Source organism: Bradyrhizobium sp. PMVTL-01 (assembly GCF_051861855.1).
GTDB lineage: Bacteria > Pseudomonadota > Alphaproteobacteria > Rhizobiales > Xanthobacteraceae > Bradyrhizobium.
This window is the reverse complement of sequence record NZ_CP193982.1, coordinates 2,086,637-2,112,374: the sequence shown is the minus strand read 5'-3', so window position 1 is coordinate 2,112,374 and position 25,738 is coordinate 2,086,637. Positions and strand designations below refer to the sequence as shown.

The 25,738-nt window shown below is 58.5% G+C and carries 19 protein-coding genes and 2 pseudogenes; 6 read left to right on the top strand and 15 right to left on the bottom strand.

The genetic code is table 11. From position 1 onward, the window contains the following. Positions 1-109: 109 nt before the first annotated feature. Both ACRQ5Q_RS09585 and ACRQ5Q_RS09580 read left to right on the top strand, forming a co-directional pair. Positions 110-978, top strand: a pseudogene (locus ACRQ5Q_RS09585) (LysR substrate-binding domain-containing protein); the annotation flags it as partial. A gap of 273 nt (positions 979-1,251) precedes the next feature. Further along, complete coding sequence (locus ACRQ5Q_RS09580) at positions 1,252-2,679, top strand: FAD-binding oxidoreductase (protein WP_439397381.1); 1,428 nt, start codon at positions 1,252-1,254, stop codon at positions 2,677-2,679. 266 nt (positions 2,680-2,945) lie between these two features. Here the strand turns inward: ACRQ5Q_RS09580 and ACRQ5Q_RS09575 are convergent, their stop codons facing one another. Then, on the bottom strand, positions 2,946-3,659 hold the full coding sequence (locus ACRQ5Q_RS09575) for an amino acid ABC transporter ATP-binding protein (protein ID WP_439397379.1): 714 nt from the start codon (positions 3,657-3,659) through the stop codon (positions 2,946-2,948). 11 nt (positions 3,660-3,670) lie between these two features. On the opposite strand from ACRQ5Q_RS09575, the gene ACRQ5Q_RS09570 reads away from it, so the two are divergent. Further along, the gene (locus ACRQ5Q_RS09570) at positions 3,671-3,865 is read left to right on the top strand and encodes a hypothetical protein (RefSeq protein ID WP_439397377.1); all 195 of its coding nucleotides are present in this window, start codon (positions 3,671-3,673) and stop codon (positions 3,863-3,865) included. A gap of 30 nt (positions 3,866-3,895) precedes the next feature. On the opposite strand, the gene ACRQ5Q_RS09565 is transcribed toward ACRQ5Q_RS09570, so the two are convergent. Continuing rightward, positions 3,896-5,353 carry an IS4 family transposase gene (locus tag ACRQ5Q_RS09565; protein ID WP_439397375.1) on the bottom strand — a complete coding sequence of 486 codons (1,458 nt, stop codon included), beginning with the start codon at positions 5,351-5,353 and terminating at the stop codon, positions 3,896-3,898. Positions 5,354-5,894: 541 nt separating this feature from the next. Between ACRQ5Q_RS09565 and ACRQ5Q_RS09560 the strand changes: the two genes are divergently transcribed. Further along, positions 5,895-6,686 carry an AroM family protein gene (locus tag ACRQ5Q_RS09560; RefSeq protein ID WP_439397373.1) on the top strand — a complete coding sequence of 264 codons (792 nt, stop codon included), beginning with the start codon at positions 5,895-5,897 and terminating at the stop codon, positions 6,684-6,686. 274 nt (positions 6,687-6,960) lie between these two features. Here the strand turns inward: ACRQ5Q_RS09560 and ACRQ5Q_RS09555 are convergent. From ACRQ5Q_RS09555 to ACRQ5Q_RS09495, 13 genes and pseudogenes are all read right to left on the bottom strand, one after another. After that, a protein-coding gene (locus ACRQ5Q_RS09555) for an IS630 family transposase (protein WP_439368321.1) occupies positions 6,961-7,909 on the bottom strand; the annotation gives its coding sequence in 2 pieces (ribosomal slippage) (positions 6,961-7,572 and positions 7,574-7,909; 948 coding nt in all). A gap of 129 nt (positions 7,910-8,038) precedes the next feature. Continuing rightward, on the bottom strand, positions 8,039-8,806 hold the full coding sequence (gene istB, locus ACRQ5Q_RS09550; RefSeq protein ID WP_271608671.1) for an IS21-like element IS1631 family helper ATPase IstB: 768 nt from the start codon (positions 8,804-8,806) through the stop codon (positions 8,039-8,041). Further along, positions 8,784-10,555 (bottom strand): annotated as a pseudogene (istA, locus tag ACRQ5Q_RS09545) (IS21 family transposase). Before istA ends, istB begins: the two are co-directional and overlap by 23 nt. Positions 10,556-11,036: 481 nt before the next feature. Continuing rightward, on the bottom strand, positions 11,037-11,684 hold the full coding sequence (locus tag ACRQ5Q_RS09540) for an MmgE/PrpD family protein (protein ID WP_439397371.1): 648 nt from the start codon (positions 11,682-11,684) through the stop codon (positions 11,037-11,039). Further along, on the bottom strand, positions 11,596-11,922 hold the full coding sequence (locus tag ACRQ5Q_RS09535) for an MmgE/PrpD family protein (RefSeq protein WP_439397370.1): 327 nt from the start codon (positions 11,920-11,922) through the stop codon (positions 11,596-11,598). The genes ACRQ5Q_RS09540 and ACRQ5Q_RS09535 overlap by 89 nt, the downstream gene beginning before the upstream one ends. Before the next feature lie 266 nt (positions 11,923-12,188). Then, positions 12,189-13,055: a transporter substrate-binding domain-containing protein gene (locus ACRQ5Q_RS09530; protein WP_439397368.1), complete on the bottom strand. Its 867-nt coding sequence runs from the start codon at positions 13,053-13,055 to the stop codon at positions 12,189-12,191. 44 nt (positions 13,056-13,099) lie between these two features. Beyond that, positions 13,100-13,864 (bottom strand): amino acid ABC transporter ATP-binding protein, encoded by a 765-nt coding sequence (locus ACRQ5Q_RS09525; RefSeq protein ID WP_439397366.1) that lies wholly within the window; start codon positions 13,862-13,864, stop codon positions 13,100-13,102. A gap of 13 nt (positions 13,865-13,877) precedes the next feature. Further along, positions 13,878-14,762: an amino acid ABC transporter permease gene (locus ACRQ5Q_RS09520; RefSeq protein ID WP_439399746.1), complete on the bottom strand. Its 885-nt coding sequence runs from the start codon at positions 14,760-14,762 to the stop codon at positions 13,878-13,880. 1,123 nt (positions 14,763-15,885) lie between these two features. Then, on the bottom strand, positions 15,886-16,749 hold the full coding sequence (gene purU / locus ACRQ5Q_RS09515) for a formyltetrahydrofolate deformylase (protein WP_439397364.1): 864 nt from the start codon (positions 16,747-16,749) through the stop codon (positions 15,886-15,888). Between the two features lie 78 nt (positions 16,750-16,827). Next, complete coding sequence (locus tag ACRQ5Q_RS09510; RefSeq protein ID WP_439397362.1) at positions 16,828-17,445, bottom strand: sarcosine oxidase subunit gamma; 618 nt, start codon at positions 17,443-17,445, stop codon at positions 16,828-16,830. Then, on the bottom strand, positions 17,438-20,422 hold the full coding sequence (locus ACRQ5Q_RS09505) for a sarcosine oxidase subunit alpha family protein (RefSeq protein WP_439397360.1): 2,985 nt from the start codon (positions 20,420-20,422) through the stop codon (positions 17,438-17,440). Before ACRQ5Q_RS09505 ends, ACRQ5Q_RS09510 begins: the two co-directional genes overlap by 8 nt. Beyond that, positions 20,419-20,694 (bottom strand): sarcosine oxidase subunit delta, encoded by a 276-nt coding sequence (locus tag ACRQ5Q_RS09500; RefSeq protein WP_439397358.1) that lies wholly within the window; start codon positions 20,692-20,694, stop codon positions 20,419-20,421. The genes ACRQ5Q_RS09505 and ACRQ5Q_RS09500 overlap by 4 nt, the downstream gene beginning before the upstream one ends. Positions 20,695-20,709: 15 nt before the next feature. After that, a complete protein-coding gene (locus ACRQ5Q_RS09495) occupies positions 20,710-21,960 on the bottom strand; it encodes a sarcosine oxidase subunit beta family protein (RefSeq protein WP_439399745.1) in 1,251 nt (416 codons plus the stop codon). Positions 21,961-22,817: 857 nt separating this feature from the next. On the opposite strand from ACRQ5Q_RS09495, the gene ACRQ5Q_RS09490 reads away from it, so the two are divergent. Together ACRQ5Q_RS09490 and folD are read left to right on the top strand one after the other, a co-directional pair. Next, positions 22,818-23,975, top strand: a complete 1,158-nt coding sequence (locus tag ACRQ5Q_RS09490; RefSeq protein ID WP_439397357.1) for a M24 family metallopeptidase — start codon at positions 22,818-22,820, stop codon at positions 23,973-23,975. A 743-nt stretch (positions 23,976-24,718) separates the two neighbouring features. After that, positions 24,719-25,684, top strand: coding sequence for a bifunctional methylenetetrahydrofolate dehydrogenase/methenyltetrahydrofolate cyclohydrolase FolD (gene folD, locus ACRQ5Q_RS09485; protein ID WP_439397355.1), 966 nt, complete (start codon positions 24,719-24,721; stop codon positions 25,682-25,684). Positions 25,685-25,738: the final 54 nt, after the last annotated feature.

Below are 25,738 nucleotides of genomic sequence, written 5' to 3'. Positions count from 1 at the left end.
AGGCGAAGCTCACAGGACCATACCGATATGTTATATTGCATTGGAGTTATTCTAGTGGTCTCTATGCGATCAAACGATTTTTTCTCAATAGATCATTCGGGCTTGGAATATGCAGACGTCTCGTCGATTCTTGCCGTCGACCGCGCTGTTGGCTGCGTTTGAGGCTACCGCGAGAACGGGCAGCGTCACCGTGGCAGCGGGGGAGCTCAGCCTCACCCAGAGCGCAGTCAGCCGGCAAATCAAGCTCCTTGAAGAGGAGCTGGAGGTCGAGCTATTTCTGCGCGAACGTCAGTCGCTCCGACTCACTATTGCCGGCGAATCCTATGCCCGAGAGATTCGCGAGGCACTGCGCAAGATCAGCACCGCCTCTTCAATCTTCGCGCCAATCCAAAGGGAGGCACGCTCAACCTCGCGATATTGCCGACGTTCGGCACGCGCTGGCTAGCACCACGACTTCCCAAGTTTTTGGCACAAAATCTGGGCGTCACGATCAATCTTGCAACGCGCTTTACGGCTGTCGATTTCGGGACCGAAGGGCTGGACGCGGCTATTCATTTCGGACCGAGCAACTGGGTAGGGGTTGAGATGGTTTTGTTGCGATCCGAGGAGGTTGTACCCGCCTGCAGTCCCGAGCTGAAAAACCAGTACGGTTTTCGCGCGCCGGGTGATCTCAAGATGGCACCTCTGCTCAGCATCTCAACGCGGCCCAACGCATGGCACCAGTGGTTTTCCTCTGGACAGACGATGTATTTCGATCAATTTGCGACGGTCGCCGAGGCTGCGATGGTGGGTGTCGGCGTGGCGCTGCTGCCTACCTTTCTGATCCAGGACGAGTTAACGAGCGGCAAACTCGTTCGTGCCCTCGATTTGCCGCTGGAAAGCGCCGAACGATATTATTTGGTATGGCCGCCCGAGCGATCGACCTACCCTCCTCTCATCGTATTCCGCGATTGGTTGATCGCCGAAACCCTCGCAGATCGCCGACATATTCTAGGAGCAACGGGAAGAAAAGGGTATCCAACGGGATGGGGAACCACGTCGCAGTTGTCGTCTGCCGCGCCAATCGCCAGCCGCACCTGCTGGCAGTAGTTTACCCGGTGCAGCATTGATATCGAGTCAGTCGGGCCGTAATTGAGACTTTTCGCGGCGGGAAGCGCAAGGAGTTTGCCGGAAATCATCGCCGTCAGCGTGCTAGTGAGGCATCATCCACGACGACCGACAGCGCGCTGCTAGGGAGCTAAAAGAATAACGGTGAATATCGCCCAACCGTCCTTACTTCCACTCTCGCCCGAGTTGATCGCAAAGTTCAAGAGGATCGTCGACGAGAAGTACGCGGTAACTGATACAGCCGATATCGAGCCTTACGTCACCGAGGAGCGCAACCTCTTCCACGGCCACTCGCCTTTGGTGCTGCGCCCGGGCTCGACGGCGGAGGTGTCGGCGATCTGCAAGCTCGCCACCGCGCACAACATCGCGCTGGTGCCTCAGGGCGGCAATACCGGCCTCGTCGGCGGCCAGACCCCACGCAATGGCGAGGTCGTGGTGTCGCTCAAGCGCATGGATAGGATCCGGGAGGTCGACACCGCCTCGAATACCATCACCTGCGAGGCCGGCGTGGTGCTGCAGATCGCGCAGCAGAAGGCCGCCGAGGTCGACAGGCTGTTTCCGCTCTCGCTAGGCGCGGAAGGGAGCTGCACTATCGGCGGCAATCTTTCGACCAATGCCGGCGGCACAGCGGCGCTCGCCTATGGTGTGGCGCGCGAGATGGCGCTGGGCCTCGAGGTCGTGCTGGCCGACGGCCGCGTGCTCAACGTGCTGTCGAAGCTGAAGAAGGACAACACCGGCTACGATTTGCGCAACCTCTTCATCGGCTCCGAAGGTACGCTCGGGATCATCACCGCGGCGACGCTCAAATTGTTTCCGAAGCCGCACGCAGTCGAGACGGCGTTCGTCGGGCTGAAGTCTCCCGCGCAAGCGCTGAAGCTGCTGACGATCGCGCAGCGAGCGGCATCGAACGCGCTGACGAGTTTCGAGCTCCTTGCGGAGATGGCGGTCGATTTCTCAGTCCGTCACGGCATCGACGTGCGCGATCCGCTTCACGAAAGGCATCCCTGGTACGTGCTGATGGAATTGTCCTCGTCGCGCGACGACGGACGGGCAACGCTGGAGGCGATCCTGACGCGTGCGCTGGAGGACGAGATCGTCGACGACGCCGTGATCGCGGCGAACCTCACCCAGCGCGCGGGTTTCTGGAAACTGCGGGACGAGATGTCGGCGGCGCAGAAGCCGGAAGGCGGCTCGATCAAGCACGACATCTCAGTTCCGGTCGCCGCCGTGCCCGCCTTCATTGCGGAAGCCGACGCGGCTGTGGTGAAGCTAATCCCGGGATCGCGCCCTGTGCCGTTCGGCCATCTCGGCGATGGCAACATCCACTACAATGTCAGTCAGCCGATCGGCGCCAACACCGCTGATTTCCTCGCCCGCTGGCATGAGGTCAACGCCGCCGTGTACGCGATCGTGCGGCGAATGGGCGGCTCGATCTCGGCCGAGCACGGCATCGGCGTGCTCAAGCGAGACGAATTGCCTGACGTCAAGGACAAGGTCGCGATCGAGCTGATGCGCTCGATCAAGACCATGCTCGACCCTCACGCCATCATGAATCCAGGTAAAGTGCTCTGAAATGAGCATAGGCGCCATGTTGCGATCGAATACTGCGGCGTCAGGCTTTTGACAATGGCGAGAGTACCCTGCTCGTCCGCGCAGACGCAAAGCTCATTTCGAAGGTCCTGCAGGATTCGCTTTCGTCAAGCTTGACCGCTCTGAGGACCTCTGCCTGGATGCCGCGTGCATTCTGAACCTGTGGTGACGCCTCGCAATCAGCGCGAGAGCGCTCAGGCGAACTTGAGGTTTGAACAGCATGCATTCGGGGTTTTTCCGAGACGCTGTCATTTCACCATTGCTGAGATGAACTCTTGAGTGCGGGCGTGCGTCGGGCTTCCCAGGATCTGCTCGGGAGGTCCACTTTCGACCACCAGCCCATGATCCATGAACAGGACGCGGTTTGCGACTTCGCGCGCGAAGCCGAGTTCGTGCGTAACGACGACCATGGTCATGCCCGAGCGGGCGAGATCGCGCATCACGGCGAGCACCTCGCCGACCAGTTCGGGATCCAGTGCAGAAGTGGGTTCATCAAACAGCATGAGCGCCGGCTTCATCGCGAGCGCGCGGGCGATTGCCACACGCTCCTGTTGCCCGCTAGAGAGCTCGATCGGGTATGCGTCATGTTTGTCCGCGAGGCCGACACGATCGAGCAATTCACGACCCGCCGCTTCGGCTTGCCTGGGTTCTACCTTGAGCACTTGAGTTGGCCCTTCGACAACGTTCTGCAGGGCCGTCTTGTGCGGAAACAGGTTGAACCGTTGAAAGACCATGCCCGTCGCAAGTCGCTGCCTTGCGATCTCGCGTTCCGAGAGTTCGTATAGCTTTTGGCCTACACGACGATAACCGACCAACTCCCCATTGATCCACAAGGCTCCGCCATTGATGATCTCCAGCTGATTGAGGCAGCGCAGGAACGTGCTCTTCCCCGATCCCGATGGGCCGATCAGACACAGAACCTCGCCGTCCGCGCCGTGAGGCATTGCCAGCTGACAGACCATTCGATCTGCCCATGAGCGAATGCCCGGACGATCCAGAATACTATCGCGAGAACCACGGCAGCGCTGAAATAGCGGCCAATATGCTTGCGACGTACATGCTCGAATTGGGACAAATCTTCTGCGTGACCGCGCTGATCGGCCTTGCCCAACCGCTCACCTACTTCGAGCAACGTGCTGTTCTCTGGTTCGAGGTCGATTGCCATTAGCACAAGAATGGTAAGCGACTTCACCTTCTTTCAATTACCCACAAATTCTCCTCCGACCATGGCGCCCAGTGCGATGTCAGTGAGGCGTGACAGCCCGCGCCACATGACCGTATTGCCGGGCGGCGGATCGCTGGCACGGGCGAGGTAACCGCCGAGTCGGGCAATCTTGATCAGATAGTGCGAGAGCGTTTTGCGTCTTGCTTTTGGTTTATCGTTGACGAGGCGATCGAGCACGCCGATTTCAGTCGCAGTCAACGCGAGGGTTGGCGGCGCGTCTGGGGCGGAACGGTTGAGCATCGTCATCCAGAAGACCCGCCAACTCAGGATGCAAAAGAGCGAGATCAGATTGGTCAGACGCTGGGCGGTCCTGAGCTTCGACTCCTCAGCTTTGCAGCCCGATTTGAGGATCTTGTGGAACACCTCGATCTTCCATCTCAAACCATACCATTCCAGCTTCTCAATGGCGTCGGTGCGGGAACCAACAGGCAGGTCGGTGATCAGCTTCCAATCGATCTTCTTCCTGTTTTTCGGCGTTCCGCGCTCTTCGGCATGGATCACCGTCAGGGTCAGAGCGGGATAGCGCTTCTGCTTTCCAATCGGCGGCAGGACGCGAATCTTGCGATACCTGATCTCAAGAATGGCCTGGTCGGGATCGCCGTTGCTGTCTCTGACTTCGATGCGATGGAGCCCTTTGACGGCGACCTCGTCCATTTCGTCAGCGATCGTGTGATCCCCGTCTCCAGCCAAGCGGTCGACGCAGGTCCTGATCAGGAAATGGGTTCCGATCTCCTGCGCTGCGCAGAAGAGCTCGTAGATGTCACTCTCGCGATCACCAATATGGATGCATCGTCCCGGATGATCCAAGAGTTGCGTAGACTGCTTGAGATTTTCCAACCACCGGACGCTTTCCTTTTTCTCGATGGGAACCCGGGTCGGATTGATCTTCCTTTTAAGCGCTGCCGTCCCCTTGAATTTCTTCCGGGTCCAGAACTTAACGGCCGCCAACCCCAGCGGCACACCCTCGATTGTAACTGCGAGGCTCGAATGCATGAGGATGCCGCAAACCGTGTGAGATCTGAGGCGCCCCGCCTTATCCCATCCACTGTTTATGCTCTTGGTGATGCCGATTGCTTCGGAATTTTCGCGCCGATAGCTAAATTCGGTTGTGTCATGCAGCACAAGAACGAGACCTTTTGTGGCTGCGGCGCGATCACTTGTCGATTGGAAATGGCCGGCCAGAATGTCCGCTTCGCTGACCCGGTCATTAGAGAAGAAGCGGTAGGCTGCCTTGGTATTCGCCCAATCCTGGCAGACGAGCGGAATGCTTTGTCCCATGGCGCTTCCAATCTGCGTGAGCAGCTTGCGGAATCTGTCGCCCAGCCGCGCGTCCCTAAACTCGCATCCACTAGTCTCTCGATCAATCCAACATTCACCCTCCAAGGATCGCAACCGGCCTCTTGCCGATCGATCCCTTAATGTCAGCCCCATAGAGCACCCCCCTCGCGAATCAGGTGCTCAGCAAGGAATCACAAGTGATTCTTTCGACTCAAGATTTCGCCGATCAGCAAATCAGGCCGAGTGGTCAAAGTTATGGGTAATTGAAAGCTTCACCTTCCCCTTACGCGTACTAGCCAGACACCCTGATCAACGGGATCACAGGATAGTGAGCACATAGTACTCCGAGCCTGGACTTCTTCAAGTTCGAGTGCTCTCGGTCTCAACCCGCTCGATCCGGCAAACGACAGAGCCCTATGACGCCCGATCGCTTGTCGGTGCGAAAAGGCGTACCGTCTCGACCGCGTGCTGTATGCCGCAACCGACCAAGCTCAGATCGCTGGTTCGATGGGCAATCATTCGCGAAAGTTGTCATGGGGCGCCGACCTTGCGAGTTAGTCGCGAGCCGCGTTGCATCCTCCCAATTAAGCGCAGAATTTCGGCCGCATTACGTTCGACTTCGAGGAAATCGCCCCAGATAGCGGGATAAGATGACTATCGCCCATTAGATGATAGACTACTGCAAGGTATACACATGATCGATCCTCGTCTAAGCCAAGGTAAGTCGTGGCCAGCCTGGGTGAAGCAGCGACTGGCGTCCCACGGCGCGCCCGTCGGTATTTTGATGCTTGATCGCATGCCCGGATCTGGTATCCGACCCTACATACCTGGGGACACCGGTAATTTCACCACTTGGAGTGTTCCCGTACGCTACAAGACAGTTCCTAATATGAATGTCAGCCGGATTTTTGGGCCGGAAGGCGAGGCACTGACATCGGCTGTGGTTCAGGCCGCGACCGAGCTTGTACGCGAGGGTGCACAACTGATCACCTGCGGCTGCGGGTATTCGATCCGATATCAGCAAGCGGTCCGCGAGGCGGTAGACGTACCTGTATTTCTATCGAGCCTGCTTCTCGCTCCATTCCTCGAAAGAATGCTTCCGCGTGACAAAGCGCTTGGCATTATTGCAGCAAGCAAGACTGCACTCACGCAACCTTACATCTTGGAATCGGCCGGATTGCGGGACACCCTCGGGCGCAGAGTGGTCGTCGCCGGACTGGAGGACACTCCGGTGTTTGGCCCCACGTGGAATGAGGGCAGGGGCGATCTCGACGTCGAGGCGGTCCAAAAGGACGTAGTTGATACCGCCCTAGCTCTGGTCAATGACCGCCCGGACCTCGGGATGTTGCTGCTCGAGTGCGGTGATTTGCCACCCTACGCCTGGGCAGTCCAGCAGGCGACCGGCATTCCGGTCTTTGACTATACCTCGCTGATCGAGTTCTTCGTCCGCGGGTTGATACGCAAACCGTTCACGGGACTCATCTAAAAGGCACCAGGTCGCAAGCCGCAGTATCCGCAACAACGTATGAGCTCGGCGTCTGCCGCGTGGGCCGCGATTAAAGTCGCGAGCGGAGGGCCGCCTCAGCGACCAGAATGGAGTCCGGCGAGCGGTAGCTAACTACGAAAACGAGCCTGGCATCAAAAGACTTCAGAGCTTTCAAGCTGCCAGCTTTGCACGTCCGCCGCTTGCCATCCCTATTTGTCGATGAAATGGACGATAACTTTCCGCCTGGCGGCGGACGTTTGGTTCCTAGAGCGTTTCACATTTTGATTGAAGCATAACCGGCGCTGGCGAAGTAGTTGGCGCATTCGCGAGGCTGGATGTCTTGGACGAGGTGACCGATATGGCGCCAAGTCTCCTCGATTGAGCGCTTCTGAGCTTGCCGCATCCAGTGTTTGATCTTGGAGAAGGCCTGTTCGATTGGGTTGAGGTCGGGCGAGTATGGCGGCAGGTACCAGAGTCTGGCGCCAGCAGCCTTGATCATTTGCCTGACGGCTTTCGACTTATGGCTTCCGAGATTGTCGAGAATGACGATGTCGCCTTCACGCAGGGTTGGCAGGAGAATGTGCTTTACGTAACCACGGAAGCATTCACCGTTGATCGGGCCATCGAAGACGCAGGGTGCCGTGAGTTGGTCATGGCGGAGCGCGCCGAGGAATGTGAGGGTACGCCAGTGACCGTGCGGAGCGAAGCCGCGCAGGCGCGCCCCTTTGGGTCCCCAGCCTCGCAAAGGGGCCATGTTGGTCTTGATCCAGGTCTCATCGATGAAGACGAGCCGGCCCGGATCGAGCCCGGCCTGCCAGGCTCGCCAACGCAAGCGCCTACGAGAGACGTCGGCGCGAGCCTGTTCGAGGGCGAACAGTGTTTTTTTTGAACCGCAGCCCTTCCCGGCGCAGGAACAGCCAGACCGCATTGTGTGAGACCTTGACCCCACGGGCTGCCAGTTCCGCCTTCAGACCATGCAGCGTCAGGTGCGGCGTCTGAGTGATCCGCTCGACGATGAAGGCGCGGTGCGGATCAAGCACAGGCTTGCGGTGACCACCCATCTTGCCAGGCGCTACCGAGCCGGTCGTTCGATAACGCTGTGACCACTTCACAACTGACGAGACAGCAACGCCAAACCGTTCCGCCACAGATCGGCAGCTCTCACCTTTGGCAACAGCGGATACCGCACGCTTACGCAAATCGTTGGAAATTGGTCGGACCATCGGATGCTGGCCTCCAGCCCAGCCAGCATCTTGAATCATATTCGTCCCAGACCCCCCGCGGGTCACTTCAAATTCCTCCGGGTATGGTCAGTCAAATTCCTCCACCCGCGAGGCAGGACATGGTGATTGTTAGTTTGCCTTTGTTTCCCGGGCAAGAGTTTCAGCGGCCTCTTTGAGCCGATAGCTGCGTCCGTCGAACTCAAGCAGATGGCAATGATGCATCAGGCGATCGAGGATCGTCGTGCTCATGGTGTTGTCCCCCAGGTATGTCCCCCAGTCCTGCACGACGCGATTGGAGGTAACGATGACGCTGCGGCGCAGTTTGTAGCGCTGATGGATCAGGGTCTGCAGCAATGCGCCGGCGTCGTCAGGGATGGCGCGTGCGAGGAACAGATCGTCCAGCACGAGGAGATCGCAGTCGATGATGGTTCGCAGCCGGACCTCGCGTTGTGCCGGGGAGTTCATGGCGTAGCGGTGGAAGAAGTCGTCGGTCTCAAGATACTGGACCTTGTGGCTTTGCAGGATCGCCTGATAGGCAATCGCCTTGGCGATGTAGGACTTCCCGGTGCCAGGTTTGCCGACAAGCAGCGCGTTTTCGCCGGCGGCAATGAACGCCAGGGTGTGGAGCTGGAAGCAAGTCTGGCGCGGCAATCTGGGATTGAAGGTCCAGTCGAACTCGGCGAGCGTCAGTTTTTCGTCGAGCCCGGATTGCTGGTATCGTCGCTCGATAAGGCGGGACTGACGACGGTCCAGTTCGTCCTGCAGGATCAGGGAGAAGGTCTCGAGGAATGGCTGGTTGGCGCCCTGCGCCTGCAGCACGCGCGTCTGCAGCGTGTCGCGAACGCCCGACAGGCGCAGCTGTCGCAGGCAACGCTCAATTTCCGGCATGGTCATCATGTGGTTTGGTCTCCAGTGTGAGGTGAGAAGCCGCGGGAGCGCTCGTGGCGCCGGAGCTGGCCGGGGTTGCGCAGGCGCCACGAGCGCGGGTTGCAGGGGTGCGGTCGCCGTGAGCCTCGGCCTGCCGGCCATTGTCGCCGGCATCGTGCCGCACGGCACGGCTGAAGAGATCGCCGTATTCGGCTGGAGCGCGGATCAGCGGATGATCCTGGGTGAGCGACGATGCCGGCTGTGGCGTCGCTCCAACCTGCGCGATCGCCTGTTCGAACAACCGCTCGACGGTCGCACGCACGTGCTTGTAGCGGTAGATGCGGTTCTCGACGGCGTGCGCGCAGGCTTGCTCGACCAGCCGTGCCGGATACTTCCGGCCCAGCCCGACAATGCCCCACATCGCGCGCTGTCCGGGGCGCCCCTCGGTGTCGAACACTTGCTGGCACAGCGCCCTGGTCTGCGGCCCGATGCGCTCGGCGCTCGCCAGCAGCACGGCGGTTTGCCGCGACGGATTGAACGGCCGTTCGCTGGTCGGCAGGACGACAGAACCGGAGTGCGTCATCCGGGGATGAACACGCAGCAGCGCATGGGTGTGGCGATCACGGATCTCGATCGTGGAGGCGTAGATCCGCACCACGACCTGACTGCCGATGGGCGCAGGCCGCGCGGCGTAATAGCTGCTATCAACACGCACGGTGGTATCGTCGCAGACGGTCCGAACGACCTCGGTGAAGATGCGGAAGGCAGCCACTGGCAACGGCCGCAGGTGTGGCTTCTCCTCCTGGAACATCGCCTCGACCTGACGACGCGTGCTGCCGTGGATGCGCTTGGAGGCCCAATTCTCCTCCCAGTGCCTCAAGAACTCGTTCTGGGCTTCCAGTGTCTCGAAGCGCCGTCCGGCCAGCGCGGTGCCCTGGGTATGTTGAATCGCACTCTCGACGCATCCTTTCCGATTGGGATCGGCCACACGCGCGGGATCGGCGACCACGGCGTAATGAGCCAGCATCGCGCTGTAAATCGGGTTGAGCTCGGGCTCGTACAAATCCGGCTTGAGGACGCCTTCCTTCAGATTGTCGAGCACGACATAGCTGGGGACCCCGCCAAAATACCGGAACGCCTCTTCGTGGAGCTGCGCCCAGACGTGTTGGCTGGACTTCCAGACCACCCGCCGGAAGCTGCGCCGCGAGTAGCGCAGCGTCATCACGAACAGGCGGGGACGGCGGTACCGGCCGCTCCTGGGATCAATCGTCAGAGCGCCCTCGCCATAGTCGACCTGGGCCTCCTCGCCGGGCAGGAACTCAAGTCGATCAAACTGCTCGGGATCGCTGTGTCGCAACGTGCGCACAAACCGCTTGACGCTCTGGTAGCTGGACGGAAAGCCAAAATGATCGACAAGGTCCTGGTAAATCGCCTGCGCATTCCGCTTCAGGCGGACCTGTTCTTCGATCCACGTCCGATGCGGTTCGCAAGCCGAACGGGCCAGGCTGCTGGTGACCGTCGCTCCTGATGCCCCAGAAGCCGGTGGTCGGGGTGGAGGAATTTGGCCGTCCACGCTCACCGGGCCGGTAGTCGCGAATTTGCCTCCGCACCGGCCCGCAGCGCCCGGTAACGCCGGATCGTCTTGCGATCGATCCCCGTCAGCCTGTGGATCTCGCGCTGGCTGGCGTTGCGATCGAGTAGCGTAAATACCGTGCTTTGCAGGTGTGGCTTCAAGACGTTCAACTCCCCGGCCCCTTGCTGGCTAAAGGGACCGAAAATAAACGTCCTGCCTGACCGGCTACCGCTGTTCAGCGGCGCTGACGGTGAACATCAGGTGGGGGAGTTTCAAGTGACCATACCCGGGGGATTTTGACCGACCCACGGGGCAGACCCGGAATCCCTTCCGATTCAATAAATCCGTGAACCGCTCTAGGAAACCAGACTGGCTGAGAATAGATCGTCATCGAGTGACATCGATCTTCGCTGTAACAAGATCCCCGACCGAGACCTCGTCTTTTCCGGAAGCTTTGCGAGAAGTTTCTCCGTCATCGTCTTCGAAATGTCTTCTTGCGCTCGGCCCCATCGATAGCGCTATGCTCGGAGAAGCTGCATAAGCTTGCCAATATCAGGCGCAGACTCCAGGCTGCCCACTACATCGCACACGCTTCGAGTGGCGCCGCGAAGTCGCGGATACGCTTCAACCGTAATTGCGTCAGCATCTGTCGGATCGCCGAGCACCGTCGTCTTGCGTGCGACTTCCTCAACATCCGGGTTCCCGAATGTGACTCTCGAAAGTACCGCAGCTCCGTGACGGGTTTGCCGAGAGGTGCAGCACTGGAAGCGAACTTCGCCGACTCATGGCCTGGAGAATATTTTGACAAGGAGGGTCAGCCATGACTCCAGGCGTGTCCAAGCCATTCCATCCTCTTGCAGGTCGGGTCAGCTTGACGCGTTCAATGTCAGATGGCGCAAAGCCGGCGGGCTGTAGCGAGCGGATCACAAGCATCGTGTCTTGATTGACCGCACAAGCGGAGAACGGCTTGGAGCGCGCGCGAAGGATTGCGAGCTCTGTCGTTTTTTCTGTCAAAGGGCGGGCATCGTATTGGCCGCGCGCGAAGGTACTGAAGAACCCATCCGGGCCATCGAGCGCGCCTGGCGACGCCTCACCACCAGCTCCAGCAAGAGCAGCGGCGATGATCCCCGCGCGAGCTGCATGGCCTGAGTGAAAGTGGCCCTCCATAGTGCCGTCACGAAAGCACTGGTAACACCCGCCAGCCATGTCCGCAGCGAAGTTGAGAGCTGTCGCAAATCTTCCAATATCAAAACCAGACAAAACTGACGCGGACGCAACGGCCCCGAAACCCAATCGTCGGGACTGCCCGAAAGCCGTTCGAAGGCGTCGCCGCACCTACGGCGACCTGCATTCGCTGCGTTGCTTCGTAGCCAACAGCAATCGCGGCCGATACCTCTCTACCGGAACGCCGACGCTGCTCGCCGACCGCGAGCGATACAGGAACCACGAAAGTTCCCGGATGACCTCCGCCACCACAATCCGCCTGACCGGTGACGTGACTCGCAACAGCGTTCACAAACGGTGCATCTGCCGCGGTAACAGTTGCACTGCGCCCGATTGGTGCACGAACCATCCGATGGACTTACTGAGCGAAAAGCGACCTACGATGCCCGCTCGTCCAATCCATCAAAGGTCACACTCAGCGCATCAAGGATGCGCTGCTTGGCCGCTTGCACACCATCGGGCGGCAATGCTGTTGTCGCGACATTCTGTAACACCTCAGCAAAAGCGGTGGTGAGACCTGACGTCCTAGCCTGCATAATTCCTCCTTTTTGAGCAAGCGTTCGCTTGATCTAGATGCGCGTGATAGGTGCGCGCTCACCACCAGCGACCGGTCGCTTATTTCGGAAGGATTGGACCCGCATTGATAGACGATGTTGGTCCGATCGAGCTGTCATCTACAGGCAGCCCCCATTTTTGTAGCAGCTTGACATAAGTGCCATCGGCTATCAGCTCGTCCAGCGCCTTCTTAAGCGCTTCTCCAAGCTCCTTTTTCTCATTCGGGAACGCCATACCATACATGTTCTTGTTCAAGGGCTTTCCAAGCGTAATGTATGTGTTGCCCTCGAGCTGATTTGCATGTGCTATTGGACCTACGCCGGCAACAGCGGCGTCGACACGTCCCTGCTTCAACATCAATTCTTCTTCTGCTGAGCCCGTGGCACCAACCTGAACCACAGCAGGTTTACCAGCCTTCGCACAAGTCTCCTCGCTCCATTTATTGACAAGGCCGGTCGTCATTGTGCTACTGCGCGTCGTGGCTACGCGTTTTCCGCACAAGGCATCTAGGCTCTTAAATTGTTCCGCGTTCGCCTTGAGCGTAAAAAAGAAGTAAGGTTCGTAAACGAAGTCAAGGAAACTCACACCGTTCTCGCGCCTCTCGGGCGTGTCCGTCATCGCTCCCGACGCGTAGATATCTACGCGTCCGGTTTTTAGGGGAGCAAAGCTAGTTAGCTCGGCGAAGCTGGAGCCACTCCAATTGACTTTCGCGCCTACTCTTTTGGCCATAGCTTCGAAGAGGTCGATAGCGAATCCCACCAGCTCGCCCGATTTTGGATCCTTAAATTCCAACGGCGGGTAGTAAGTACTAATGTGCGCCGCATTAATGACCTTGTTCACGTCCTCCGCGTGTACTGTGCCGATGACGAAGCCTGCTGCCAGCGGGAGTCCGCTCAACACGCGACGAAGGTTGATTTTACTCGACATGTGGACTCCTTTACGTCATTCGAACGACTTCACTGTGCGCTCGATCAACTTAACACTGCTGAGATGAACTCTTGAGTGCGGGCGTGCGTCGGGCTTCCCAGGATCTGCTCGGGAGGTCCACTTTCGACCACCAGCCCATGATCCATGAACAGGACGCGGTTTGCGACTTCGCGCGCGAAGCCGAGTTCGTGCGTAACGACGACCATGGTCATGCCCGAGCGGGCGAGATCGCGCATCACGGCGAGCACCTCGCCGACCAGTTCGGGATCCAGTGCAGAAGTGGGTTCATCAAACAGCATGAGCGCCGGCTTCATCGCGAGCGCGCGGGCGATTGCCACACGCTGCTGTTGCCCGCCAGAGAGCTCGATCGGGTATGCGTCATGTTTGTCCGCGAGGCCGACACGATCGAGCAATTCACGACCCGCCGCTTCGGCTTGCCTGGGTTCTACCTTGAGCACTTGAGTTGGCCCTTCGACAACGTTCTGCAGGGCCGTCTTGTGCGGAAACAGGTTGAACCGTTGAAAGACCATGCCCGTCGCAAGTCGCTGCCTTGCGATCTCGCGTTCCGAGAGTTCGTATAGCTTTTGGCCTACACGACGATAACCGACCAACTCCCCATTGATCCACAAGGCTCCGCCATTGATGATCTCCAGCTGATTGAGGCAGCGCAGGAACGTGCTCTTCCCCGATCCCGATGGGCCGATCAGACACAGAACCTCGCCGCGGTTAATCTCCAGGTCGATGCCCCTAAGCGCCTCGAACGAGCCATATGACTTGCGCACGTCAATGGCCTTAAGGATGGGATTCATCTCTTTCCCCCGGTTAGCGCGACTGAGAAGCACGTCCTGCCCCACGGGCGAAATACCGCTCCACCCGCCCCTGCAGGAAAGACAGCACCGTGACAATGACCAGGTACCAAAATGCCGCGACAAAAAGCAGCTCAATGACCCTGTTATTCACGTAGTAGATGCTCTCCGACGCATACATCACCTCGGAAAACTGGATGACGCTCGCCAGCGACGTCCACTTCACCATGCCGATAAATTCGTTGCCGATCGGCGGCAGAATGACCCGCATGGCTTGAGGCAGGATTATTCGGCGCAACGCCTGAAGACGATGCATGCCAATTGCGCTGGCTGCTTCATATTGCCCATCATCGACCGACAGCAGACCGGCACGCACCACCTCCGATGTATATGCCCCCTGATTGATCCCCAGCCCGAGCAATGCCGCAAAAAATGGCGTCATCACATCGACCGTGCGCCACTCGAACAACCCTGGAATTCCAATAGTTGGAAACACCAGCGCGAGGTTGAACCACAAGAGCAGCTGCAGCAATGAAGGAACGCCGCGAAAGAGCCAGACGTAAGCGAGCGCCGCCCAATTGATGATCGGATTGGCCGAAAACCGCATGATCGCGACGATTACGCCCAGCACAATCCCGAGCAGCATTGCCAGAACTGCCAGCAGGACGGTATTGCCGAGCCCGAGCAGGACGGTCCGCGCCGTGAGGTATTGCCAGCTAACAGACCATTCGATCTGCCCATGGGCGAATGCCCGAACGATCCAAAATACTATCGCGAGAACCACGGCAGCGCCGAAATAGCGGCCGATATGCTTGCGACGCACGTGCTCGAATTGGGACAAGTCTTCTGCGTGACCGCGCTGATCGGCCTTGCCAAACCGCTCACCTACTTCAAGCAACATATTCTGCATGTCCCCAACTTCGCCGCCTCACCTACCGATCGCTCAACGAAAAACGCTTCAACCTCGCTGGTGGCGCACTCGCGCGACGTGCTAACAACAGGATCACAGGACAGTGATCTTACAGGCACCGACGCGCCGAGTTTCCTCGGGTTTTGGCCCTAAACAGCTGAAATACTGCATGTTATGCCCATTTGTGGAATTTTTCTTTGTGTGAGATCGTGAGCGCTTCTCAAAACCGAATTCCGCGCTCGACAGTGCAGCATCATGGCCTTGCTCCCCGACTGTGCGACGAACACCTTTATGAGGCCGCTCAGGCCTTTAGACTTGATACGCGGATCCCGCTTCGCAGGTGACCCGATCGGCGGCCGTGTCAGGCTCACCGCGACCTGACGTGAAGAACGCCTTGACAAGCTCGTCTATTCGCTTGCCACCGCGATGCGCCCAAACGCCGGTTCCCCGGGCCATACTCGCGCCAGAACGCGGAGCATGGGCACTGGGCTTTGTTCAGAAACCTCGTCTCATCGAGCATGCCCGCTCAACCCTTCCTGCGCAACTCTCCAGTTAAGTAGCCTCTCACTACGGCAACGGTGCTCAGATAGAACTCCGCAAGGTCTACCCGCAGGATACCAGAATGCACAGAGAGTCATTCGATGAGCGCTCTCCATTGGCTGCGGCTGACCTCCATCTTCCTCCGACGCGAGATCGATGTCGGCTTGCGCGCCTTCTACGCGCGTGACTGGACATCGGTCGTTGACCAGTAGGTCGCGCGGCATGCTGCCCAGAGAGTTTGCGTCGCTCTCGGCCACGCAGACGGTCTCGCTAATGCCCATAAGAAGATGGAAGACGATGTTGGGCTGAATAGAGCAGTTTGGCGCAACAGCCTCAATCAACCTTCACCGGCTCGAACTCGGTCTCGTGCTTTGAACGGTCCTCGCTTGTTGCGGCAACACCTCCTGCGCGAGCCAAGGCTCCGCATCCCAACTTAGGAACGAAACGCACCGATTGCTGGAACTGGATCTCGCTGCCTCACCGCGAGATGTAGGGCTGCAGCTTGCAGGCTTTCAGTTGCGACGAAGTGTTCGAGCCAGACTAACAGGTATGGGTCCTCCGCAGCCAGCTCCCCTCAGCCCGTAAACACGACAGCTTTCCTGCCATTCAGTATCACGCGATCCTCAAGGTGATGGCGCACTGCACTAGCCAACACACGGCGTTCGATGTCGCGGCCCTTGCGGACTAGATCGTCAGGCGTGTCGCGATGCGTAATTCGTTCGACATCTTGCTCAATAATAGGCCCTTCGTCGAGATCGGAGGTCACATAATGCGCTGTCGCACCGATCAACTTAACGCCCCGCTCATGGGCCTGATGATAGGGCTTGGCGCCCTTAAAACCTGGCAGAAACGAGTGATGTATATTAATGCAGCGCCCCGACAGCTTAGCCGAGAAACCGTCCGAAAGTATCTGCATGTAACGCGCGAGTACAACAAGGTCAGTATTGGTCTGCTGAACGAGCTCCCAAATTCGAGCTTCCTGCTCCATCTTCGTCTGCTTAGTGATTGGCAAATGATAGAATGGCAGATCACCCAGATCGGAAAAGGCCAAATGCTCGCGGCCGTGATTACAAACGATCGCGGTCACCTCCATCGGCAACTCGCCAATTCGCCATCGGTAGAGCAAATCTGCTAGGCAATGGTCGAACTTGGAAACCAGCAGCATTACGCGCTTTTTTGCGGAACTCTGCCGCAGAGTGAACGTCATACCGAGGCGCTTAGCAAGATCCTCTATTAGAGCGACAACTTCGGCCTCTGATTTCGATTGATCGAGGCGGCAGAATACCACGCGCATGAAGAACCGGTCCGTTTCGGTATCGTCGAACTGCTGAGCGTCCAGAATATTGCAACCAGCTTCGAACAAAAGACTTGATACCGCCGAGACGATGCCAGGGCGATCGGGGCACGACAAAGAGAGAATCATAGAACGATCAGACATGCCACTCGCCGCCAATGGCGGCCTCTCGTAAATGAGGTTGAAGGAAGATGGAGTAAGAGGGATCGCGACACATGAGGGTCAATCGCGACGATGAATCCGGCAACCAAACTCCGCTGCCGAAGCGGTAAACCACGCGCAAAAGCTGGCGGCCATGCTGCGCGGGACCAAGATCTCAAATATTGGCCCCTCCGGTCCGTCGTCCGTCCGCCACAACTGCACATCGACGTGCGCAAAGCTCGTCAGTGCGGTTGCGCCTACGGGAAAAGCGGATGGATGTAGATCGACCATCGAACCCTTCGCTAGAACCTCCCGCACTCGGGGACCAGATAATCTTAGTGCTGCGCGAGCGTGGCTCTGGTCGCTGACAGCAGCATGATCCGAAAATAACTTGAGGAGGTCAGCGAAGCCGGCTTGTCCGCGTGCAAAGAGGAGCCACTGATCCGCCCCTGCCCAGGCAACACCGTGCGTGCTCGAGAGCGAAACGAAAGTTTTCTTAGGTAGATCGAGACCGATCATCCGTTTGGTGGCACTCGCCAGGTCGGTCGAGCCGGGTGGTACGATCAAGGTTGCGAACCCCATATCCTCCAAGGTCAATACGGTGACCTCTGCCTTGGCGACAGCACCAATCTGGCCCGCATCGACGATACCTGCCCACGCACTGCGCGGGCGCCAAATGGACGTAGCTTGCTCAGCCATGGAGACGGGTACCTTCAGGATCGAAAAAGATGGGTGAGCAAACCTCGACCTCAACCTCGCCATTGCGGACTGGGTCAACTGCCTGGATGCGCTCGCCAATGCGAGTTGGCCCATTCTTCAAGAAACCAAGACCGATCCAGTGCTTCAGATTGGGCGAATAAGCCACGGAGGTCATGTAGCCCTCGTCATTTTCTGTCTTAGCCGCACGCCCGATGCCGATGAAATGCGCGCCCGCCCACAGACGATTGTTCGTATCGACTGGCCGGAAACCCACAAGACTCGGCCGATCAGCTTGTACGAGTGCTTCCCGCTTTGCCATGAGGCGGCCGATGAAGTCTTTCTTAGACGACATCATCTTGCCGAGTCCAAGGTCACGGGCTGTGGTTTGACCATTCAGTTCGGTGCCGATGGCATGACCTTTCTCGATGCGCATCACGTTAAGCCCATCCAAACCATACGGTGTGATGCCATACGGCTCTCCCGCCGCCATTAAGGCGTGCATCATCGCATCGCCATAGTCGGCCGGGACCGCGAGCTCATAGGCCAACTCGCCCGAAAAGGAAATCCGGAACAGCCGTGCGGGGATTCCCCCACCCACGGTGATTTCGCCTGCGGCGAGATATGGGAACGCCTCGTTGGAAATGTCGTGCTTAGCATCAACCACACGGCGTAGGACTTCGCGCGATCTTGGACCTGCCACCGCTGCCTGCGCCCATTGTTCCGAGACAGAGACCATCCGCAAGTCAAGCCCCGGCCAAAGCACCTGATGGCAGAACTCGAGATGCTGCATCACCTTGGCTGCATTGATTGTCGTGGTGGTCATCAGAAAGTGATTTTCACCGAGGCGCGAGGTGGTACCGTCATCCATAACGAAGCCGTCCTCGCGCAGCATCACTCCGTACCGAGCCTTGCCGATCGGGAGTGTCTTCCAGCCATTAATGTACACGCGCTCCAAGAATTCGGCTGCGTCGTTGCCCTGAATGTCGATCTTGCCAAGGGTCGAGACATCGCAAAGGCCGACACCGCTGCGGGTGGTAAGCACCTCGCGGTTGATCGTAGCCAGCCAATCCTGCTCGCCGGGTTTGGGATAGTATTGCGCACGCAGCCATTGGCCGGTCTCGACAAAAACGGCCCCCTGCTTGCGCGACCAATCATGGGTCGGCGCCAGGCGCACCGGCCGGAACTCCTTACCTCGATGATGCCCCGCGAGCGCACCAATAGCTACCGGCGTGTAAGGCGGTCGGAAGGTGGTCGTACCGGTCTCGCGGATCGCTTTGCCCACTTGCTCGGCCATTATAGCGAGACCGGCGAGATTCGATGTCTTCCCTTGGTCGGTCGCCATGCCGAGTGTTGTGTAGCGCTTGAGGTGTTCGACCGAGCGGAAGCCTTCCCGCGCCGCGAGCTCAACGTCCTTATCGGTCACGTCGTTCTGCAAATCGACGAAGGCTTTACCTCTGTTACCTCGCACGCGCCAGACAGGGGCCAAGCCGTCCGTCTCCGCATCGGTAGCGGGGACGGGATCGGCTGCGGCCGCAGCGAAACCGACCTCGACTGCCGCCTCGCGGCCGAGCCGTGCGCCGTCTTGTAGTGCTTCGGCGAGCGTGAAGCGGCCAGCGGCGCTGCCGGCGACCGCGAGACCTGGCGGCAGCCGGCCCGGCACGAAGGCTTGGATCGTCTCCTCCCAAACTGGCTTGCCGTTCTGGTGCGACGTGAGGTGAAGCGTCGGGTTCCAGCCGTTTGAAACCGCAAGTAAATCGCAGGCCAGTCTCGCGCGTTTGCCGGAAGCGTCACGGACGGTGACGCTGTGTAAGGCGTGGCCGCCATGAGTCGCTTCCACGACACTGCCTGCGAACACGCGTGCACCGACACGTAGGGCCATCGTCTTGAACTCAGGATTGATCTCGCTGCGCGCATCGACGATCGCGGCAACATGGGCGCCGGCCTCCGTGAGATCGCGCACAGTTGCCCAGCCCCCGTCACCCGCAGTAAAAACAACGGCTTCGCGGCCAGGCAAAACTCCGAAACGATTGACGTATGCGCGTACGGCGCCGCTCAGCATAACGCCCGGCCGGTCATTGCCCGGAAAGACGATCGGGCGTTCGAGCGCGCCGGCGGCGAGGATTGCCCGCTTCGCATAAATTCGCCAGCCACGCTGCCGCGGTTGATGCGCTGGCGGCACGGCGACGTGGTCATTAACGCGTTCGACGGCGCCATAGATACCATGGTCATAGAGCCCGAACACGCCGGTGCGCGGCATGATGCGGACTTCGGAAAGACTCGCGAGTTCGGCCAATATTGCGGCGAGCCAATCGCCAGCCCCGCCTCCATCAATCTCGCGTCTTTCGGCGAGCAGACGCCCACCGAGCCGAAAATCCTCATCGCAGATTATAACACGGGCGCCACTGCGGCCCGCCGCCAGGGCTGCGGACAGGCCGGCCGGGCCGGCACCAATCACCAGAACGTCGCAGAATGCAAATGCCTTGTCGTAGTGGTCGGGGTCCTCAAGCTCGGCGGCCCGCCCTAATCCAGCGGCGCGGCGGATCAGCGGCTCATAGAGCTTCTCCCAAAAAGTCGCCGGCCACATGAACGTTTTGTAGTAGAAGCCGGCAACCAATGCGGGCGCAGCGAGGCCATTTAACGATAGGACATCAAACCCGAGCGATGGCCAGCGGTTCTGGCTAGTCGCCTCAAGGTCCTGGAATAGTTCGACCACGGTCGCTCGCGAGTTGGGCTCACGGCGTGCGCCGGTGCGCAGCTCGACCAAGGCGTTCGGTTCCTCAGGGCCGGCCGACAAAAGACCGCGGGGCCGATGATACTTGAAAGATCGGCCGAAAAGGCGCACGCCGTTGGCGAGTAGCGCGGAAGCCAGGGTGTCCCCGGCGAACCCATCATAGCTCTTGCCATCGAAGCGGAAACTGAGAGCCCGGGCACGGTCGATCAGACCGCCGCTGGAGACACGGTACAGCTGCTTGCTCATGCCGCAGCTCTCGGTTTTCGACTCTTAGCGGCCTCTACATAGTCGATCGCGTGGGTCAACGTATCACGGCGCACGACAAGCCAAGCACGGCAGCCGACGCCATGATACCATAGTTCATCAAGAGGTCCCCGCGGATTGTCGCGCAGATAAACGTACTCGAACATCGCAGCTTCCGTTGCAGCGAGCCCATCGGGGCGCTGCGGGGTCGCGTCGCCTAGATAAACAAATTCCTGAACGTCGCGTAGCCCGCAATGGGGACAAGCAATGCGCATTTTACTGAGGACCTATCATTGCAGGCTCGGATGAGCACCCACGCCTCTCTCGTCGAGCAGACGGCCGGTGGCAAAGCGGTCGAGCCGGTATCCTGCTGCCACGGGGTGCGAAACGTCGCTGGCGATCAAGTGAGCAAAGCACAAGCCGGAGGCCGGTGTCGCTTTGAAGCCGCCATAGCACCAGCCCGCGTTAAGGTAGAGCCCTTGAACCGGCGCATGATCAATGATCGGCGAGCCGTCCATCGACATATCCATGATGCCGCCCCAGTGACGCAGCAGCCTCACTCGGCCCAAGGCAGGCCATAAAGCCATTGCTGCTTCCATTACATCTTCAATAACCGGGAGATTTCCGCGCTGGGCGTAAGAGTTATAGCCGTCGATATTGCCGCCAAAGACGAGCCCACCCTTGTCCGACTGGCTGACATAGAAGTGCCCGGCACCAAAGGTAACCACGCAATCAATGAGAGGCTTGAGTCCCTCAGAGACAAATGCCTGAAGGACATGACTTTCAATCGGTAGACGCATCCCCGCCATAGCGGCAACTCGCGAAGAGTTGCCTGCAACAGCGAGCGCGATTTTTTTTGCCTTGATCTGCCCACGCGTAGTCTCGACCCCAGTGACGCGGCCATCCACCACAACAATACCGGTCACCTCGCAATTCTGCACGATGTCGACCCCGCGGCTGTCGGCAGCCCGCGCGTAGCCCCATGCAACCGCATCATGGCGAGCGGTGCCGCCACGCCTCTGAAGCAGACCACCTCGAATGGGAAAGCGCCCGCTCTTGTAGTCGAGAAAGGGCAGGATTGCGCGCACCTGCTCGAGATTCATAAGGTCGGCATCGACACCAGCAAGACGCATCGCATTCGCACGCCGCGCAAAGGCATCACCCTGAGAATCGGAATGGAAGAGGTTTAGCACCCCACGCTGGCTGACCATCGCATTGTAGTTCAGCTCTTGCTCTAGCCCTTCCCAGAGCTTCATCGACAATTCGTAGAAAGGGGTGTTTCCAGGTAGCAGATAGTTAGACCGAATGATCGTCGTGTTGCGGCCCACATTGCCGGAGCCGATGTACCCCTTCTCGATCACGGCTACATTGTTGATGCCATAGCGACTAGCAAGATAATGGGCAGTTGCAAGACCATGCCCCCCACCGCCGATGATCAGGACATCGTACGCGGACTTGGGTGAAACGTCTCGCCAAGCCGGCCGCCAGCCAGTATGGCCCTTCAAGGCTTGAGCTAGCAGAGTGAAACCGGAATAGCGCATTTTATCGAACCACACCGTCGTCTTAATTCGCATCAGCCCAACTGGCATACGAGAAAGTACGCAGGCCTCTCGAAGCCGCGCACGACGCGTCCCACGCCGCGGGCGTGGAAGGAACACTTCGGCCGCCGGTCCGCAGATTTGCGGCGATCTCGTTTTGACCGCCACTCGATCTTCACAACGACCTCAACCATGCGCTCGCCTCCCAAACACTTTGGACATCGCGCCAGCAAGACAGCCGCTAAGCAAACAAAGCTCCGCCACCTCTAAAACAGATACGATTTCCCGCGCAGGACTTTTTACTGACGCGCAACCGCTCTAGACTGACGCTCGTTCACCGGCGATGGCTGCCCCCACAATCTCATAGAGCGCCGCTCGCTGACCCAATCTCGCGTACATACAAGCAACCGCGCGACTTGGCACCAAGAATAACCGGCCAAAGAGCCCATTTTCCTCGATGTAGCGGCAAATGGCGCAGAAATCCTGCACCTTCTCCCGAATCTTAGCTGGAATTCGATTCTACGCCCGCGTTCTCCCATTCACGCTTGCTCTTCCCAGAGAGAAAGACATGCGTTTATGGAAAGGCCTCGTCGTTGGTGAGGAAGACCCACGGAGGCTGATTTCATATGACAGTCGGCGCTGTAAATTCGACGTGTGAGGCCAAGGGCAGATGCCGGCCTCCCAAGAACGTTCATTTCCGCAACTAACACTATGAGGGCGCATATAGAGTACGGAAAGCCTCGCATTCTCCGAGCCGATCGCAGGATTTTGGCTCCTTACCTGTCGATTTACGCAAAGTCGGCTCAAAAACGGGCTTATGTTGGTGCCATCGGATCACGCCCTACACAGGAGAAATACCTATGCCCGCATTTGGTCAACAAGAGTATCGCGAACGCACGGCGCGACTGCGTGAGCGAATGGCCAAAGCAGGGGTGGATGCACTCTTAGTCCTGAACGAATCGAATATGAATTATCTCACTGGCTACGAGGGCTTTTCGGATTATGTTCCGCAGCTCGCTCTCGTGTGTCAGGAGGAGGAAGATCCGTGGCTGCTCTTGCGCGAAATGGACATCTTATGCGCAGCGGCCAGCTCATACCTGCCGCAATCACGCATTCTCAGTTACCCGGAGAAATACATCGGTTCGAGCGAACGAACGGCATGGCAGCCGATTGGCGACATGATCCGCCAGCGCACCAAGTCGAACCGCATCGGCGTCGAACTGACCGCCAGGTTGTTCGGGGTGAAGTCTCATGCCGCCTTGAGCAACAACTTGGATTTATCTAAGTCTATGGATGCCGATGGAATGATTGCCGCGCTTAAGGCAGTGAAGTCGCCGGCCGAGCTTGCCTATATGGAACAGGCCGGAAAGATCGCGGACAAAGCCATGCAGGCCGGCCGACTCGCAATCGCTGTTGGTGCCCGCGAATGCGACGTCGCTGCCGCCGTCAACCATGCGTTGTCCGCGGGCACCCCCGAATTTCCGGGCGGAGCCAACCGATTTCCTCTTACGATGCCGGTTGGCTCTCCCGCCAATGCGCCGCATATCAAATGGTCCGATGGAAACTATAAGCTAGATTGTCAGACCAATTTCGAGCTTGGTGCCTTCCGTCACCGTTATTGCTGCGGGTTATCACGAACGGTCTTTTTGGGTGAACCATCTGCTCGGTCGCGGCATGTGCACCAGGCTTGCCTCGATGGCTTCCTCGCTGCGTTCGATGCGATCCGGCCCGGAGCGAAATGCGGCGACGTCGAGCGAGCCTTCCGAGCTGTCTTTAATCCGCGTGGCGTGCGTAAAGAATCCAGAATTGGCTACTCTATCGGCATCGACTGGACCGACGGCGGACCAAGCTTTCAGGAGGGAGACGAAACCATCGTTCAGCCTAACATGACTTTCCACCTCCTTATCGGCATTTGGGAAAAAGATGACGGTTACATCTTTAGCGAAACTGTCCGCGTGACCGAAAAGGGCGCGAAGTCGCTGAGCAGCATGTCGCGCGACTTACTCGTCAATTCCTGAAGTTTCGAAAATCGGACGCCGGCGGAGTTCCCACCTGCTCCGCTGGCGTGCAGCCCTCTTGCGACGCGCAGCGATCAGCTGGTCGGCTCTACAACAAGCGGCGGTCAGGGCCCGAACCTTCTCGCCTCAAGCGCGGACCATACAGCCTCCTGCGCGTGACAGGCGAACGTTGATGAAGCGGTCCGAGAGCCTATTGGTCGCATGTTTTCTCGATCATTTTGTCATTTAGGGGCGTCGGCGCCGCCCATCCTTGGTGACAAGGGCCCCTGGCGTGGTCCAAAAACGGGCTCAGTAGCGATCTCCACGGCCGTGAATACTGGCCGTCCCAACATTTGGGAACACGACGATGGTATCGTCTTTGTGCTGCGCTCGTCTCTCAGCCGACGAACGGAGCCCTAGACCGCTCGCGTGTAAGAGATTTGCGGCTCGGGGATCCAAAGAGAAGTGATCGTCGATGCTTCGGGTCTCCACCATGCCGGTGCCTGCGTTCTGGGCGAAAAATTGTTGAATTACTGCGCACTTTGAGATTTTGCATCGGCAATTATTCCGCTCCGCCGATTAGAAAGCATCCTTCAAAGATTGACTTGCACCGAAGAAACAGTTGTGCGCGGCAAATTGGAAGGACACTGCTCTGCGTCTAATCGAAGTGCGCGAAGTACTTCGCCTAGGCCAAGCGCAAATACATGCAGCGGCGCCTATTTTGCATTGATCGCCCGAGCGCACACGTCTCCAGGAAACGACTCATGACTGCAATTACTGTTGATGGAAAGACGATCGCCGAGATGCTTAGAGGTCGCATTATGCGCGATGTGGCGCACCTCCAAGTCGAACATAATTTTACCCCAGGCCTGGCTGTGGTTCTCGTGGGCAACGATCCTGCCAGTTCAGTTTATGTCAGGACCAAAACCAGGCAGGCGCAGGCCGCAGGATTCAAGTCTCAACAATTCCTCCTACCGAGCAATGTCGATCAAGCCGAACTGCTGAAGCTAATCAACACACTTAATGCTGACAATTCCGTTGACGGTATCCTTGTTCAACTTCCATTGCCAGGGCACATCGATCGCTGGCGCGTGCTGGAGGCTATCGATCCGACCAAGGATGTGGACGGCTTTCATCCCTATAACATCGGACGATTGGCGGCAGGTCAATCATGTCTCGCGCCATGCACTCCGCTGGGAGTCATCCATTTGATCAAGAGCGTCGCGCGCGATCTGAACGGCCTCGACGTTGTCATAATTGGTCGTTCGAACATCGTTGGAAAGCCTTTGGCGGTTTTACTTGGTGATGCCGGATGTACCGTGACAGCTGCCCAGCTTCAAACGCGACACCTTCCGGACATCTGCCGAAAAGCAGACATCATCGTCGCGGCCGCCGGCTGCGCAGGCCTCGTCCGGGGCGATTGGATCAAGCTTGGCGCAATAGTTATCGATGTCGGCATCAATCGCGTGTTTGATTTAACCGGCACTGAAAAGCTCGTCGGAGATGTTGCTTTTGATGAAGCAAGTCAGCGCGCGAGCTATATAACGCCAGTCCCGGGCGGCGTTGGCCCCATGACTGTCGCCTACTTGCTCGCGAATACTTTCAAAGCAGCAGTATCGCGCCGAGGACTGTCTTCAGTGACGCGTCATGATGTTCGCCACATTGAGTCGCTGTCTGGGGCATCTACTGATAACGTGACCGTGCAGTTCGCGCTGGATCAGGCAAGTTAGTCGCTTGCGAGAGCTGATCACACGAGTACCTCTGCTACCCGCGCTGCGCGCATT